The 15,225-nt window shown below is 67.1% G+C and carries 18 protein-coding genes; 9 read left to right on the top strand and 9 right to left on the bottom strand.

Annotated features, from left to right (window positions below):
• Positions 1 to 257: 257 nt before the first annotated feature.
• On the bottom strand, positions 258 to 1,022 hold the full coding sequence (locus NATOC_RS05495; RefSeq protein WP_015320435.1) for an SDR family NAD(P)-dependent oxidoreductase: 765 nt from the start codon (positions 1,020 to 1,022) through the stop codon (positions 258 to 260).
• 113 nt (positions 1,023 to 1,135) lie between these two features.
• On the opposite strand from NATOC_RS05495, the gene NATOC_RS05490 reads away from it, so the two are divergent.
• From NATOC_RS05490 to NATOC_RS05460, 7 genes are read left to right on the top strand one after another with little or no spacing between them, the layout of a single operon-like run.
• On the top strand, positions 1,136 to 3,199 hold the full coding sequence (locus NATOC_RS05490) for a type II/IV secretion system ATPase subunit (RefSeq protein ID WP_015320434.1): 2,064 nt from the start codon (positions 1,136 to 1,138) through the stop codon (positions 3,197 to 3,199).
• On the top strand, positions 3,196 to 5,235 hold the full coding sequence (locus NATOC_RS05485; protein WP_015320433.1) for a type II secretion system F family protein: 2,040 nt from the start codon (positions 3,196 to 3,198) through the stop codon (positions 5,233 to 5,235). Before NATOC_RS05490 ends, NATOC_RS05485 begins: the two co-directional genes overlap by 4 nt.
• Position 5,236: 1 nt before the next feature.
• Entirely contained in the window at positions 5,237 to 5,725 is a 489-nt protein-coding gene (locus tag NATOC_RS05480; protein WP_015320432.1) for a DUF7287 family protein, read from the top strand.
• Positions 5,722 to 6,360, top strand: coding sequence for a DUF7288 family protein (locus NATOC_RS05475; protein WP_015320431.1), 639 nt, complete (start codon positions 5,722 to 5,724; stop codon positions 6,358 to 6,360). The genes NATOC_RS05480 and NATOC_RS05475 overlap by 4 nt, the downstream gene beginning before the upstream one ends.
• On the top strand, positions 6,354 to 6,815 hold the full coding sequence (locus NATOC_RS05470) for a hypothetical protein (RefSeq protein WP_015320430.1): 462 nt from the start codon (positions 6,354 to 6,356) through the stop codon (positions 6,813 to 6,815). The genes NATOC_RS05475 and NATOC_RS05470 overlap by 7 nt, the downstream gene beginning before the upstream one ends.
• Entirely contained in the window at positions 6,812 to 7,279 is a 468-nt protein-coding gene (locus NATOC_RS05465; protein ID WP_015320429.1) for a DUF7266 family protein, read from the top strand. Before NATOC_RS05470 ends, NATOC_RS05465 begins: the two co-directional genes overlap by 4 nt.
• Positions 7,276 to 7,986 carry a DUF7289 family protein gene (locus NATOC_RS05460; RefSeq protein WP_015320428.1) on the top strand — a complete coding sequence of 237 codons (711 nt, stop codon included), beginning with the start codon at positions 7,276 to 7,278 and terminating at the stop codon, positions 7,984 to 7,986. Before NATOC_RS05465 ends, NATOC_RS05460 begins: the two co-directional genes overlap by 4 nt.
• Before the next feature lie 66 nt (positions 7,987 to 8,052).
• On the opposite strand, the gene NATOC_RS05455 is transcribed toward NATOC_RS05460, so the two are convergent.
• Genes NATOC_RS05455 through NATOC_RS05445 form a run of 3 tightly spaced genes read right to left on the bottom strand, consistent with a single transcriptional unit; the run spans position 8,053 to position 10,023 of the window.
• A complete protein-coding gene (locus NATOC_RS05455; RefSeq protein WP_015320427.1) occupies positions 8,053 to 8,826 on the bottom strand; it encodes a DUF5803 family protein in 774 nt (257 codons plus the stop codon).
• Between the two features lies 1 nt (position 8,827).
• A complete protein-coding gene (locus NATOC_RS05450) occupies positions 8,828 to 9,499 on the bottom strand; it encodes a DUF2110 family protein (protein ID WP_015320426.1) in 672 nt (223 codons plus the stop codon).
• Positions 9,499 to 10,023, bottom strand: coding sequence for a transcription factor TFIIE subunit alpha (locus tag NATOC_RS05445; RefSeq protein ID WP_008426300.1), 525 nt, complete (start codon positions 10,021 to 10,023; stop codon positions 9,499 to 9,501). Before NATOC_RS05445 ends, NATOC_RS05450 begins: the two co-directional genes overlap by 1 nt.
• 124 nt (positions 10,024 to 10,147) lie before the next feature.
• On the opposite strand from NATOC_RS05445, the gene NATOC_RS05440 reads away from it, so the two are divergent.
• Entirely contained in the window at positions 10,148 to 10,807 is a 660-nt protein-coding gene (locus NATOC_RS05440) for an inorganic phosphate transporter (RefSeq protein ID WP_015320425.1), read from the top strand.
• Between the two features lie 305 nt (positions 10,808 to 11,112).
• Here the strand turns inward: NATOC_RS05440 and NATOC_RS21715 are convergent, their stop codons facing one another.
• Together NATOC_RS21715 and NATOC_RS05430 are read right to left on the bottom strand one after the other, a co-directional pair.
• Complete coding sequence (locus tag NATOC_RS21715; protein WP_015320423.1) at positions 11,113 to 11,601, bottom strand: hypothetical protein; 489 nt, start codon at positions 11,599 to 11,601, stop codon at positions 11,113 to 11,115.
• Between the two features lie 183 nt (positions 11,602 to 11,784).
• Positions 11,785 to 12,330: a tRNA (cytidine(56)-2'-O)-methyltransferase gene (locus NATOC_RS05430; protein ID WP_015320422.1), complete on the bottom strand. Its 546-nt coding sequence runs from the start codon at positions 12,328 to 12,330 to the stop codon at positions 11,785 to 11,787.
• A 106-nt stretch (positions 12,331 to 12,436) separates the two neighbouring features.
• Here NATOC_RS05430 and NATOC_RS05425 point away from each other — a divergent pair, with 106 nt between their 5' ends.
• Entirely contained in the window at positions 12,437 to 12,652 is a 216-nt protein-coding gene (locus tag NATOC_RS05425) for a hypothetical protein (RefSeq protein ID WP_015320421.1), read from the top strand.
• 36 nt (positions 12,653 to 12,688) lie between these two features.
• Here the strand turns inward: NATOC_RS05425 and NATOC_RS05420 are convergent, their stop codons facing one another.
• The 3 genes from NATOC_RS05420 to NATOC_RS05410 are packed head-to-tail and all read right to left on the bottom strand — an operon-like array spanning position 12,689 to position 15,215.
• The gene (locus NATOC_RS05420) at positions 12,689 to 13,144 is read right to left on the bottom strand and encodes a universal stress protein (protein WP_015320420.1); all 456 of its coding nucleotides are present in this window, start codon (positions 13,142 to 13,144) and stop codon (positions 12,689 to 12,691) included.
• Positions 13,145 to 13,146: 2 nt separating this feature from the next.
• On the bottom strand, positions 13,147 to 14,811 hold the full coding sequence (locus NATOC_RS05415) for a solute symporter family protein (protein WP_015320419.1): 1,665 nt from the start codon (positions 14,809 to 14,811) through the stop codon (positions 13,147 to 13,149).
• Positions 14,808 to 15,215: a DUF4212 domain-containing protein gene (locus NATOC_RS05410; RefSeq protein ID WP_015320418.1), complete on the bottom strand. Its 408-nt coding sequence runs from the start codon at positions 15,213 to 15,215 to the stop codon at positions 14,808 to 14,810. Before NATOC_RS05410 ends, NATOC_RS05415 begins: the two co-directional genes overlap by 4 nt.
• Positions 15,216 to 15,225: the final 10 nt, after the last annotated feature.

The raw sequence follows: 15,225 nt of genomic DNA, 5'->3' as shown, positions 1-15,225 counted from the left end.
ACTCCCCTCCTACGGCGAGCCGACGCGAACCGAAACAGCTGCCCCGAGGAACCACGGCTCGGCGCGCCCCGGCTCTCGAACCCGCGACGTCGTCCACACCATTTACGTCGATAAAGAAATCCTTCTCGTTACCCCACATCCGTTTTATTCTACTCTCTACAGCACTACTTTGTTATCTACTCGCTCGCCGACAAGTGCGGGAATCGCGTCGCTCGAACGAACGACGGTTTGACGACCGTACCAGACCCGGGACGCGCTCACCTGGCCGTCCACCCGCCGTCGGCGGCAAGGACCTCGCCGGTGACGTAGCTCGCGGCGTCGCTCGCGAGAAAGACGACCGGACCGGCGATCTCGGCAGGTTCCGCGAACCGCTCGAGGGGAGTTCGCTCGAGGATCGAGTCCCGAAGCTCCGGATCGGCCTCGAGATCCGCGGTCAGTTCCGTCGAGACGTACCCCGGCGCGACCGCGTTGACCCGAACCTCGGGCGCCCAGTCCAGCGAGAGGCTCCGCGTGAGTCCGACCAGCCCGTGTTTCGAGGCGACGTAGGGGTGCTGACGGGGGAGGCCGACAAGCCCCCCGACGCTGGCAACGTTGACGACGGCTCCGCCGGTCTCGTGAAGCGACTCGGCGGCCGCGCGCGTGACCTCGTAGGCACCGTGCAGGTTGACCTCGAGGACGCGGTCGAGCTCCTCGCCCGGGACGTCCTCGGGACGACCGAGCGCACCGTCGGGGTTGATGCCGGCGTTGTTGACGACGACGTCGACGGGACCGAGCGCGTCCTCGGCGCGCTCGATCGCGGCCGCGACGGCGTCGGGATCGGTGACGTCGGCCGGAACGGCGACCGCGTCACCGCCCGCCGAGCGGATTTCGTCGGCGACGGTCTCGATCTCGTCGGTCGATCGGGCCGACGGAGCGACCGCGGCGCCGGCGTTTGCGAGCCCAAGCGCGATCGCCCGGCCGATGCCGCGGCCGCCGCCAGTTACCAGCGCGACTCGATCCGAGAGGTCGAAGGGATCCTGCATCGTCTCGTAGCAGGACGGCCGAACCGGGTAGTTCTTTCCTCGCGACAGGCCCGACCGGGATCGGTGACCGTCGGCCTCGAGTTTTTGTACCATCGGACGACCAGGCATGGGCAATGTACACCGACGACACCGGAACGACCGGGCGGCGTCGGCGTCCGAGCGACGAGTCAGGGGACGCCGTCCTCGGGGACCGACTCGCGGCCGGTGCCCGAAGCGGGCTGGAGGTCGCGTCGATCGCCGAGGACCGAACCGTCTCCGTTCGGAAGGGATTCGACGAGGACGCCTTCTTTACGCGGGCCGACGGGACACCGACGGTCGCGAACCGCGCCGATCTCGAGCGGGCGGTTCCCGACGCGGAGAAGCCACACCTTCGAGAGCTCGACCGCTACTGGGTGAACGAGCCCTTCGCCTTCGTCGTCGTCTTTCGCTCCGAACGGGAGAACGAACGGAAGTACTACCTGGTCGAGCCGTTCCTGACGCCGACCGAGCGCGAGCTCCGGACGGTGCTGGCCGAGCGGCTGCGAACGTCGATTGCCTACGCCGACGATGAAACCTCCGAGAACGGCGAGCACGGTCGACGACGGGTCGTCGAGTCCGAACTCGAGGACCTGCTCGAGCGGTACGGACTCGTCGGGAAGTCGACGACTGACCCCGTCGGACTGGTCGCGCGGGTAGCGAGCGCGCTCGGGGCCGTCGGCGGCGGTGGAAACGACATCGAACCTGAAGACGCCGGCACCGATGTCGACGCCGGTTCCGGCCGGACCGTCCTCGCCGCCGGTTCGGCGGCGCTGAGCGACCGCCAGGTCGCGAAGCTGCGGTACTACCTGACTCGGGATTTCGTCGGCTACGAGCGGATCGACGGAATCACCCGCGACGACGCGGTAGAGGACATCTCCTGTGACGGCTACGAGTCGCCGGTGTTCGTCTACCACACCGAGTACGAACAGCTCGTTACGAACGTTCGACACGGCACGGACGAGCTCGACGAGTTCGTCGTCTCGCTCGCCCAGCGCTCGGGCGCGGGGATCAGCAAGCGCCGACCGCAGGTCGACGCGACGCTGCCCGACGGATCCCGGGCCCAGCTGACCCTCGGTCGGGAGGTCTCTGATCACGGCAGCAACTACACGATCCGCCAGTTCACGGACGTTCCGTACACGCCGATCGACCTCGTCAACTGGCACACCTTCTCACTCGAGCAGATGGCGCTGCTCTGGCTCGCGATCGAGAACCGCAAGAGCCTGCTGTTCGCCGGCGGGACGGCCTCGGGGAAGACGACGAGCCTGAACGCCGTCTCGCTGTTTATCCCCGCAAGCACGAAGGTCGTCTCGATCGAGGACACCCGCGAGCTCGAGCTGCCCCAGCGCAACTGGATCGCGAGCGTGACCCGCCCCTCGTTCGCCGACGACGGCGCGGACGCGGTCGACGAGTTCGACCTGCTCGAGGCGACGCTCCGGCAACGTCCCGACCACATCGTGATGGGGGAGGTCCGCGGCGAGGAGGGTCGGACCCTGTTCCAGGTGATGTCGACGGGCCACACCACCCACACGACCTTCCACGCCGACTCCGTCGACGAGGTGCTCAAGCGGTTCACAACGGCGCCGATCGACGTCTCGAAGACGATGTTCCCGGCGCTTGACCTGGTCGCGGTCCAGACCCAGACCCGCGTCGACGGGGCGACGGTCCGGCGGAACCGGGCGCTGACCGAGATCAACCGCTACGACTCCGAGCGCGACGAGATCAACGTCGAAGACGTCTACCGCTGGGAGGCCGAAAGCGACGACTTCCGACGGGTCGGCGCCTCGAACGTTCTCGAGGAGATCGCGTTCGACCGCGGCTGGAGCGAGCGTCGCCTCGAACAGGAGCTGTTCGAGCGCCGGGCCGTCCTCGCCGCCCTCGTCGCGAACGGGATCGACGGCTACGCCGACGTCGCCGCGACCCTCCAGGCGTACATGAACGAGCCGGAAACGATCCTCGCGGCGATCGCCGACGGCGAGCTGGAGGCGCGGCTTCCCGCGCTCCGAGGACTCGAGAGCGTCTCGATCGACGTCGATCCGGCGATCGAAGAGCGCGTTACCCGCCCGGAGCCGTCGGCGAAGACGGCACGCACAGCGGCGACGGTACTCGATCGGGCCGAGGAGTCGCTTTTCGACCGGTATCGAAGCGAGGCAGCCGAATGAGTCACGACGGCGAGTCGCTTCCCGGAACCGGCTCGCTCTGCGTTCGGATCGGCGACCGGCTCTCCCCGCTGTACGCGCAGGGACTCGCCGAGGATGGCCGGTTCGTCGCCCGCCTCGAACGAACGCTCACCAAGGCCCGGATCGCCGTTCCCGTCGAGCGATATCTCTCGCGAGCGGTCGGGATCGGCGTCGTCGCCGGCCTCTGGCTGGCAGCACTTGGCGTCGTCGTCGGCTACGGGCTGTTCGGGACCGGGTTCGTCGACGTCGGCGAGGTAGTCGGCGTCCCGCTTCCGAACCGAACCGTCGTCGGGGTCGTCGAGACGCTCAAGGTTCCGTCGCTCGTCGCCGCAACCGGTCTCGCGTTCGGCTCGATCGGGTTTCTGGCCGGGTTCGGGACGGTGGTAGGCCGCCCCTACATGCGAGCCGGGGCCCGCAGACGGGAGATCAACATGTTGCTTCCCGACACGGTCTCGTTTATGTATGCGCTGTCAGTCGGCGGGCTGAACCGTCTTGAGATCGTCGCGGCGACGGCGCGAGCCGAGGACGCCTACGGCGAGGTCGCCCGGGAGTTCCGGACGATCCACCGGGAGGCGACGTACGCCGACGGCGACTACCGGACCGCGATCCGCCGCCGAGCCCGGGAGACACCCAGCGACGACCTCTCGAAGTTCCTGACAGATCTGCTCTCGGTCGTCGACAGCGGCGGCGACGTCGAGCGGTTCCTCGAGGAGAAACGGACGAAACTCGAGCGAGCCGCGAACGCCGAGCAGAAACGCACCCTCGAGACGCTCGAACTGTTCGGAGAGCTGTACATGACCCTCTCGCTGTTCCCGCTGTTGTTGCTCATCGTCACGGTCGTCATGCAGCTGTTGCCGAACGCCGCCGTTCCGGACGGCGTGTTGTACCTGACCGTCTACGGGCTGGTGCCGCTGATCGGAATCGCCTTCCTCGTTCTGATCTCGACGGTCACTCACGACGATCCCGGGGACGGGACGCTCGCGCTCGATACCGGCGACGGGCGGGCCCGCAACGAGGACGGAGGGCGGGCGTTCGAGCCGGACGTCCTCGAGCGCTGCGAGCGCGAGGACGCCGTCTTCGATCGAATCGCGTTCCGCGAGCGGTGTCACCGGATCGCGACGGCGCTTCGTCGACCCCACGTCTTCTTCCGGGACAACCCCCGCTACACCCTCGCGCTTACCGTTCCCGCGTCGCTTGCCGTCCTCGGGGTCGCGGTCGCGAGCGGAGCCGCACCGACGACCTGGAGCGGACTGGTCGAGCGACCACTTTCCGGAACCGTCCTCTACGCCTACCTCCCGCTGTACGTCGTCGGCGGACCGCTCGCGGTCGCCCACGAGTGGAACCGTCGTCACCGCGTCGCCGTTCGCGAGACGCTCTCGGAGGAGCTGTGGAAACTCTCGAGTGCGAACGAGACGGGGCTGACGCTGCTCGAGTCGATCGAGTCGGTCGCCGAGACCGGCACCGGGAAACTGAGCCGCGAGTTCGCGCGGATCCGACGGAAGGTCGACTACGGAACGACCCTGAAACGGGCGCTCGTCGAGTTCGCCAACGCCTACCGGCTGCCCCTCCTGGCGAGGACGACGCGGCTGATCGCGGAGAGCCAGGCGGCGTCGAACCGGATTGCGCCCGTCCTGCGGACGGCCGCCCGGACGAGCGAGATCCACGACGAACTCGAGCGCGAACGTCGCTCCCGCACCCGGATGCAGGTCGTGGTCATCGTCATGACGTTCCTGACGGTGTTCGCCGTGATCGCGATCCTCGAGGCGCGGTTCCTCGACTCGATGGCCGGGTCCGGCGTCGGTGAGCTCGGAGCGACGGGCGGGAGCGCCGGCCCGGCTGCCGACGGCGGGGTTCGGACGGACGTCCTCGGCTTGCTGTTGTTCCACGCGGTGACGCTGCAGGCGGTCGTCTCGGGGATGCTCTGTGGCTACGTCCGGAACGGCGCTCTCGCGAGCGGGCTGAAGTACGCGATCGGGCTGGCTACGGTGGCGCTCGTCGGCTGGACGGTGGTGAGCTAGCGTGGCTGGCGACTTCCGGGCGACCGATCGCGGACAGACGGCCCAGGACTTCGCGGTCGGGATCAGTATCTTCCTGCTCGCGGTCGCGCTCGTCTTTGCCGCGCTCCCAACGCTCGCGGCGCCGTCGGACGCTGCCGAGGCCGAGCGCGAGCGGGCCGAACGGATCGCTGATCGGCTCGTCGCGGAGTTTGCGACCCACGGCGAGCTCGACGGCGAGCGGTTCGTCGCCGCCGTCGGCACCGAGGGAGGCGACCGCGACCGACCCTCTGGTATCGCGGACGACGGCGTCGACGTCCGCCTCGAGCGACTCGACGGAGGGGAGCTCGAGCTCGCCGACGGCGGGTTCGAACTCGCGACGGAACCGGCCGACCGCGACGGCCGACCCGCGGCGAGCGCAGCCCGAATCGTCTCGCTCGATTCGTCGATCGAACTCGAGGACAGTGCAGACGATCCGGCCTATCGGCTCGTCGTGGAGGTGACCCGGACGTGACCCGACCCGACAGGGGCCAGGCGTATGCCCTCGAGGGGGCGGTCGCCGCGACGATCCTGCTGACGGCGCTGTTGATCGCGGCCCAGTCGGCGGCGGTCACACCCCACGGGATCGACGACCGGGGATCCCAGACCCAGTCCCAGCTCCAGCAGGAGACCCGGGACGCGCTGGTCGTCGCCGGCGACGACGGGCTCTCGGCGACGGTACGGAACTGGCACGGCGACGCGACGGCGTGGAACGGGAGCGCCGAGCCGAACGAAAGCGCGTTCTACGGCACCGACCGTCCGCCCGCGGGAGACGGCGACGAGCGGACCTACGGGGTCGACGCCTTCGCGGAGCAGTCCGTCCTCGGAGAGATCCTGCAGGCGCGGTTCGCCGAGCGCGACCGGAGCTACAACGTCGAGCTCGTCACTCGAGGCGACGAGGACTCGACGGTGCTCGTCGATCAGGAGTCGCCGTCGACCGAGGCCGTCACCGCGAGCTACGCGGTGACGCTGTTCGCGGACGACCGCCTGACCGCGGGCGATCCGATCGACCTCGAGACGGCCCACGAGACCCGTGGGTACCCGATCACGCCGACCGCTGAGGACGGCGCTGTCTACGCCGTCGTGGAGGTGCGGGTTACCGTATGGTAGATCCGATCGGACGTAAGCGAACGCCCCGCGACCGCGGACAGCTCCTCGTCCTCGGGGCCGTCGCGCTCGCGATCGTCGTGCTCGGGTTCGTCGCCGCCGTCGGGACGATCGGAACCGCGTCCTCGCCCGGGACGGGTCCGGACGCGGTCGTCGAGGCCGAACTCGAGCGCGGGATCGGCTGTCTGCTCGTACGTGCGAACGAGCGATCGGCGACGACCGATCCCGAAACGCTCGAGCGGACCGTCGAGACGGATCTCGAGGCGTTCGCGGCCGGCTACGGCGCCGTTCGATCGACGGCGACGACGATCGAGCTCGAGGACGTCGTCCTCGAGCGCGGCGGCGACGGAACCGCCGCGGTCGATCGCGCGACCGTTCGGGTGACGAGCGACGCCCCCGATCGGCACGCCGAGCGAACGCGATCGATCGAGGCGGGCTGTCCGGAGGGCGGACCGTGATCGACGGCCACGGCGCGGAGCGGGGCGTCTCGATGACGATTACGTACGTCCTCGCGCTCGGGATCTCGGCGGCGCTGCTCGCGACGCTGCTGGCGGGCGCCGGAGCCGTGCTCGAGGCCGAAACTGAACGGGCCGCCGAGCGCTCGCTCGAGACGGTCGGACAGGAGCTGGCCGGCGAGATCGAGGCCGCGGATCGTGTCGCCGGCGACGGAGACGCAGCCGTCGTCCGCGTCGACGCGCCACGGACGGTCGTGGAGACGGGGTACGACGTCGAACTCCGGCAGGAGTGTGACGGGCGCCCGGGCGAGACGGGCTGTCTCCGGCTGACGGCACACGGCTTCGAGGACGCGGTCGTCGTCCCGATCCGAACCGAGGCCGTCCTCGAGACGGGAACCGTCCCGGGTGGTCCCCTCGAGGTCGTCGCCGCGGACGGACGGCTCGCACTCGAGGTGAGCGAGGCGTGATCCGGAACCGGGATCGGTCGGGGCGGTCCGGAGCCGACGACAGGGCCGTCTCGGAACTGCTCTCGTTCGTGCTCGTCTTTGGGCTCGTTTTCGGATCGGTCGCCGTCCTCTCGGTCGCGGGGCTGGGGATCGTCGACGACCACCGGGAGGCCGAGCAGCTCCGAACGGCCGAACGGGGCGTGACGAGCCTCGCGGCCGAGCTCGAGGATCTCGCCCGGAACCCCGGCCTCGAGCGCCGAAGCGGCGTCGTCCCGCTCGGCGACGGCAGCCTGACCGTCGGCGGGGGGACCGAGCTCGGCCTCGTGGTCGACGGTGATCCCGTCGGCGATCCGATCGAGCTGGGAGCGGTCGCCTACCGGTCGGGAGACGAGACGGTCGCCTACGACGGCGGTGCGGTGGTTCGAGCCGACGAGGAAACCAGTCGGTTCCGAACGCGACCGCCCGTGAGCTGTCGCGGCGGGACCGCGACGGTCTCGCTGGTCCAGGTCGAGTCGGCCGACCCGACGGTCCGGACGGGCGGGCAAGCGGTGGTAACGGCTCGGGTCGAGGACCGAACCGTCGAGAGCTACGCGGTCGAGGACGCCGTGTCGATGACGGTCGTCGAGACCGACTACGAGCGGGCGTGGCGGACCGCCGCGGCCGATCTAGAGGACTGCGAGGCGGACCGCCTGCGACTGACGGTCACGACGGTCTCGATCGCGAACTGACGGACGAAAAACGGACGGTGAAGGACCGCGGGTGTGGGCGGTGGTTCGGCCGAGGGCGACGCCGGACTACTTCATTCCCGGCGGCGGGCCGTCGTCGGAGTCGTCCTCGATCTCGACGTCGAGACCCATCTCCTCGCGTTGCTCCTTTAACTTCTTGACCTTCCGGTAGTAGTAGGCCATCGCGCCACCGCCAAGCAGGACGACGGTGCCGACGAGCCCGGCAAACAGCGGTATATCCCTGGTCTGGTAGTACCGCAGCGAGATCGTGCTGTCGACGTCGTCCCAGACCAGCTGCTCGCGGTTGTCGATCACCTCCCGCTCGTAGCCGCCGGGGTTGACGTCGCCGAACAGGAAGTTCGAGGTTCGGTAGTCCTCGGGCAACGTCACCTCGTAGGAGCCGGAGACGTAGGCCGGCAGCTGGAAGGTTCGGCCTCCGGCGCTACCCGAGAAGGCGAGGGTGCCGTTGCCGTCCGGCACTTCGACCTCGGTGCTCGAGCGACCCTGGTCGATCGCGAGGTCGGAGCCGGTTACCTCGGTTCCGTTCGGATACCAGTAGCGGACGCTGTGGATGTCGAGTGCGTCCTCGGTGTAGAAACTCGAGCGGTACAGCGACAGCTCCTCGGTCTCGTTGAGGTCATAGACCGCGCGGAACTCGCCGCTGGTGATGATGGAGCCGCCCTCGATGTCGACGGCGACGTCGGCGTCGCTGTCCTGTAGGTCGTCGTACTCCTGTTCGCGGTCGAGCTCCTCGTCGGAGATGCCGCCGAAGATCGCCGAACAGCCGGCCGTCGTCGCGAGCAACGCGACCGCGATCACCGCGAGAGCGAGCCGTCGGTTCATGCTAGGGAACGACACACCGCAGCTCCGCCGGGAGGTACTCGCCGACGCTCGCGAGCAGCCCCGGTGGATCGGTTCCTTCGGTACAGATCACGCTCTGTTCGAGCAGGCCGAGACGCTCAACGGTGACGTAGTCCTGGGCGTGGCCCGCGCGGTTGAGCGTCGCCCGAACCTCGGCTCGGGTGGCGCTGTTGACGTTGAGCCGGCCGTCACTGCGGGTCCACTCGTAGAGGCGATCGCGCTCCTCGTCGGCCAGTCGGGAGGGGTCGTCCTCGCGGTAGACGAACCGCATCGGCAGGTGCTGGACGAGGCCGTAGCGATCGCGGATCTGGGTCGGCGAGCCGGGGCCGAGCCCGATTTCGTCGGCCGGAATCTCGACCGGACGGCCCGCGTCGAGGACGAACCCCTCGTCGCTCCAGGAGTCGAGCGTCCCGACGTAGGTCTCGCCGGCTTCGAGCTCGGGGACGATCTCGCCGAACTCCTCGCGGAGGACGTTGCCCGCGACGACGGCGTCTTCGCCCTCGAGGTCGACTTCGGGGAAGTCGTCGTCCCGGACCGTCAGCTCGAACGCAACGTCGAGTTCGCCGATCTCGTTGCCGATCAGCGAGCGAAGCGAGTCCAGCGACCGCTCGCGGGCGTCGCCTTCGACGTAGAGTTTGGTTGCGAGTGTGACCATCAGGCGTCCGCGTCGATGTTCAGTTCGTCCTCGAGGGCGTCGAGGCGGTCGTCCATCGCGTCGACCAGGCGGTCGTTGTCCATCGATTCGACGGGCGAGCCACACTCGGGACACTCGAATCCGAAGTCCATCGCCTCGCCGAACTCGAAGCGGATCGAGCAGATCTCACAGAGGTAGAACTCGTGGTTGCGCTCGTACTCGCGTCGGTCCTCTAAGGCGTCGTGGAGCCGGTACATCTCCTCTTCGAGGTTCTCGGGGATGTTGTCGTACTCGAAGGTCCAGAGGTAGGTCAGCCAGCCCGAGTCCTCGTCGCGCAGCCGGCGGTAGCTGGCGAGGTCGTTCTCGTAGAGAATAAACAGCGCGCGCCGGACGTCGTTCAACTCGAGATCCAGCTCCTCGGCGAGCTCCTCGTCGGTCACTTCCCCGTCCGGCGGCGCCGCCGCGACGGGCATCCCCGTGGGACCGACCAGCTCGTGCAAGTACTTCTGGATGACCGGATCCTCGAGCAGGTCCTCAAAAGCCATTGCCTACACGTAGCGCGATCGGCCCATTAAGTCTTTTGAGCGACGCCGTACCGAGCCGACGGCTCCGGTTCGAATCCCGGCGACTCACAAAGGTATATGGGTTGATATGACGTACGACCGACCGATGACGTCGTTTCGAGCGGCGATGGGCGACGAGCTCGACCCGGGAGCGATCCTCGGAGTCACGGCCGTCCTCGCCGTTTTCGCCGTTCTGGCGGATCTCTCTGCGGGGACGGTGATCGCGATTCCAGCAGGGCTCGTCGGGATCGCCGCGCTCAGGGCCGTCTGTACCGCACGCGGGTATCCGGACGCCATCGCGGGGGCCGTTCTCGGCGCAGTCGGCGTCCTCGTGTTCGCGTCCCTCGCGATCGGTGACGGCGCCGTCGTCTTCGGCGTCCTCGCCGCCGTCGCCGCGTGGCTCTGTCTTGACTCGCTGTACGACCTTCGTCTCGGGATCGACCGCTCGAGCGAACCCGACGAGGATATTTCGGAGGCGGAGTACTACCTGGTCTCGGCCCACGGCTGGGCAGTCCTCCGGGAGCTTCGCGAGGCCGACCGCCCACTGTCGCGCGCGGAACTGCAGGATCGAACGGGGCTGCCCAACGAGGACTTCGAACGCGTCCTCGAGACCGTCGGCGACTCGGGGCCGATCGAGCGGGTCGGGACGGGCTACGTCCTCGACGAGTCCGAGACCGGGACGACGGCGATGACTCGATCGGTCGTTCGGGCGGTCGGTGGCCGCCTGCTTCGACCGCTGAGACTCTTGGGCTCGCTCCGGCGATAGGTGCCCCGTCCTCGCGAGACGTCGCTTCATGCACCGAATCCAGAGATAAATTCACCCCCCACACCAACAGAGACAAAGCATATACCACTGCGGTCTCACGCGACGGTATGGACGATTCGCGGAAGGGACTCATCGCGGGACTGCTCGGGATTCTCGGCTCCGTACTGACGATTCTATGGGGCAGCGGGATCATTTAGCGGTCCTCGAGCGCTCCGCCGTCGCAGCGACCACCTCCATCAAAAAATCACTTCTCGATCCGCGTCTGCTCACTCGTCGTACCCCGACCGAAGATTGGGCGCTCGTCGCTACTCGATCGTCCGCTCGTCGCCGTCTTCCCAGTGAATGGCGGACACATCCTCTGGTACGGTGCCGTCGTGAACAACACGAAGGAGAATCGGATGCGGTGCGGCGTCGTCGGTTCGACCCCGGTTCTCGATGCAGGTGTACGCGCGAACCTCGCTCGAGTCCACCCGTTCGACACCAAGAGATTCGATCTCCGACGATTCGCTGGATGTCGTGGCCTGAATTCCGAGAACGAATTCGGTTCGGAAGTCGGTTTCCCGAACCCACCCCTCATCCTGAATATCCATTAGTCGCTCGTTGAACCGCCCAACGTCGTCGGGAGACGTAACCAGTATTGTCTCCTCTCCATCTGTGAATTGCTCGGCGTTGCGTGCTTCGTAAGCCAACTCCTCGTCTATATCCGGGTCAGGACAGGAAGATACCACACTTCCCGTACACCCCGCGCCGAGAATGCCGATACCGACACTGCCGAGAACGTGTCGTCGATTCATGTTGTCTATCAACAACTTTCCGAAGGGGGTAAAAGATATGGGGGTGATCGGAACGAGGAACGTCCCTATGGATGCTTACATACACCGTTCCGTGAATATACCGGTCGTGTAGATGACTCGCGGAAGGCTTGTGGCTGGTTACTCGGGCTCCGTACTGACGATCCTCTGGGGGACAGGGCTGCTCTATTCTTCGACGGGTTCGACGCGCTTGCCCGTCTCCATCGGGATCACTTCGCGGTCGGCGTCGACCCACTCGCGGTCGAGTTCGCGACCCTCGAACAGCCGGTCGAGAAACACCGCAAGCCCCGCTACCTCGGAGTGGGGCTGGTTGGTGACGCCGACGTTCCAGTCGGCCGCCTCGTAGACGTCGAAGGGAACCTTCTCGGAGCCGACGACAACCAACAGCGGCTCCCCGTCGTCCTCCCGGGCCGAACGGATCTTGTCCTCGACGTCCTGGATCCGCTCACCGTACATCGTGAGATGGACGACTCGCCCCTCCCAGTTCCGGATCAGCGCCTGTGGCGAATCGGTCAGTTCGGCCTCGAAGGGGCCGCCGAACCGGTCGGTGATGTCGGCGACGGTCTCGAGGGACTGGCCGGCGTTGTCGGGGATCCAGACGCGGTCGGCCCCGAGCGCACGCGCCGTCAGCCCGACGTGGGTCGTCATCCGCTCGTCCCGGCCGGGGCGGTGACCGAGCCGGAGAACGGCGACCTCGGCTGTCTCGTTCATACCGCAGTTCAGTCCCGGACGAGGTTAGGGGGTTTCGCTTTGCCAGTAAGAGTCACTGGACCGACAGCGGCAGACTTTTCGACGCGCCGACGGAACCCTCCGTCCGATGACGAACATCGGCGAGTGGCTCGAGGACGCACGCGAACAGCGATGGGGGATCTTCGTCGATCTGGTCTTTGCCATCGGCTGGGTGACGATGGTCGAGATCATCTTTCGCGTCCTCGAGGGACCGACCTGGGCGTACTACATGCTCATGCTCGCAGGAATCGTCGCGTACTTCGGGTTCGTCACGAGCCTCGAGGTAGCGACGGACGATCGGTGAGAACGACGAAAACGAACGTGGCGAACCGCTGTCGAGTCAGTCCTGTCTATCGACGACCAACACCGGAATCTGTGTCGAGCGCAGCGTCCGTTCGGCGACGCTACCGAGCAGGGCCCGTCGGACGCCGCTGCGGCCCGCCGATCCCATGACGATCAGGTCGACATCGTTGTCCGTCGCGTAGCTGTTGATCTGTTTGTGGGGTTGTCCGGCGACGACCGCCTCGGTCACGTCGATGTCGTGGGTCTCGGCTCTCGACGCGACAGCGCCGGTCGCGTCGTTGGCTCGCTGTTGGAGCTCGGGCATATCCTCGAACTGGCCTTGCTGGATGCGGTCGACCTGCTCGGTGCCGAGGCTGACGTCGATCGCGCTCGTGTCGAGGACGTACAGCGCGTGGATGTCGGCGTCGTACTTCTCGGCGAGGTCAACGGCGTGTTCGACCGCGTACTCGGCGGTGTCGCTTCCATCGGTCGGGACGAGTATTGTATCGTACATGGTTAGTCGTCTGCGGGAGTGCCACCATCAGCGGCGGCGTCTTCGGCCGATTCCATCTTGCTCATCGGTTCGGGACTGTGACACTGGCGGACGAGACGTTTGACGTGCTGGGGCGGTTCGTCCGTGATCAGCGAGACGACGATGATCACGCCAAACACCACCGGCACGCCGACCAGCGCCGAGGACGTTCCCGGCACCCACGTCGCCAGCCCGGGGATGACGGCTTCCTCGACGCCGGTGTACATCGGGATCGCGGTGTCGTTCAGAATCGCGCCGAACGAGATGGCGATGCCGATGAGCATGCCGGCGAGGGCTCCCTCCCGGGTCGTGTTCTCCCACCAGAGGCCGAGGAAGAACACCGGGAAGAAGACGGTGCCGGCGATCGCGAACGACATCGCGACGAGTTCGCCGATCAGCGCGGGCGGGTTGAGCCCGATCAGCGCCACGAGGACGCCGACGCCGACGATCGTCGAGCGGCCGACGATCATCTGTTCGCGCTGGGTCGCGTTCTCCTTGTAGAGGTTGGTGTAAATGTCGTGTGCGGCCGCCGAGGAGGCGGTGATGAACAGTCCGGCGGTCGTCGCCAGCGCCGCAGCGACGGCACCGGCGGCGACCAGCCCGACGAGCCAGGTCGGGAGATCCGCGAGCTGTGCGGTCAACACGACGAGCGCGTCGGCCTCGATGCCGAGCATCTGGGCGAAGCCGTCGCCGCCGGTGACCTCGCTGTCGTAGAGCAGCCCACCGAAGGCCGCGTAGGTGGCCGTTCCCCAGTACAGCAGGCAGATGAAGAACAGCCCCCAGACGGTCGACCAGCGGGCCGTTCGCTCGTTGTCGACGGTGTAGAACCGCACCAGCACGTGTGGCAGGCCGCAGGTACCGACGATCAGGCTAAAGGCGAGCGCGATCCAGGCGTAGTAGCTCGCGTTCGCGAACGGCTCGACGAACTGGGCCTCGATGCTGGCGGCCTCGGCGACCTGCGGTCCGGCCTCGAGGTACGGCAGCGCCGTCGACCAGCCCTGGGTCCAGCCGACGGCGTACAGCCCGAGCGTGAAGGCGATGATCAGGATGGTGTACTGGATCGCCATGTTCTTGGTCGTCCCCAGCATCCCGGAGAGGGCGACGTAGGCGATGGTGACGGCCATCAGCCCGATCACGCCGACCTCGTAGGAGATCCCGAAGATGTACTGGGCCATCAGCCCCATCCCGCTTGCCTGGCCGATCGCGTAGGTGAAGGCGATCGCGAGGGTCGTAAACGCCGCGATGCCCCGAGCCCAGTCGGAGTAGAAGCGGTCGCCGACGAAGTCGGGCGCCGTGTACTTCCCGAACCGGCGGAACTGCGCGGCCAGGAAGATCAGCAGGATGAAATACCCCGTTGTCCAGCCGACGACGTACGCCAGCCCGAAGTACCCCGACAGCGCGATCAGGGAGGCGACGCCGAGGTAGGAGGCGGCGCTCATCCAGTTGGCGCCGATCGCCATCCCGTTCTCGATCGAACCGATCGAGCGGCCGGCGACCCACAGTTCGTCGACGGCGGCGACTCGGAAGAAGTAGCCGACGCCGAGGAACAACACCAGCATCGCGACGACTGTCAGCGCCGGAATCAGCTTGAACTCACCGACGTCCAGCGCCGTCTCCTGGAGGACGATCGGATCGATAGCCTCGATCATTCGTTACCTCCGTCGGCAGCGACGGTACCGGAGTCGGTCTCTTCCTCGCTCTCGTGGGAGATGCCGTACTTGGTGTCGAGCCGGTCGCGTTGCATCGCGTAGCCGACCGACAGCAACAGCGCGGCAAGCGGCGTGAAGATCGCTGCCAGGAAGAAGTGCAGCGGGAACCCGTTGAGGATCGTTGTTTCGGTCATCAGATCCGGTGCGAGGACGGTGGCAGTCGTCGGTCCGAAGACGACCAGGACCCACGCGGCAAACGAGATCCAGATCACCTTCAGGTGATCCCGCATGAACGGGGTCGCCGGTTTGAAGATGTTGATCTCCTTGTCGAGGTACGCCTCGGTTTTCACGCCACCGTCGGTCTCGACGGCGTCGTCCGTTTCTTGAGTGGTATTCTCTGTCATATTAACGCGT

This window comes from Natronococcus occultus SP4, assembly GCF_000328685.1.
GTDB lineage: Archaea > Halobacteriota > Halobacteria > Halobacteriales > Natrialbaceae > Natronococcus > Natronococcus occultus.
The sequence above is the reverse complement of the archived record's forward strand: the minus strand, read 5'-3'. Positions and strand labels throughout refer to the sequence as shown.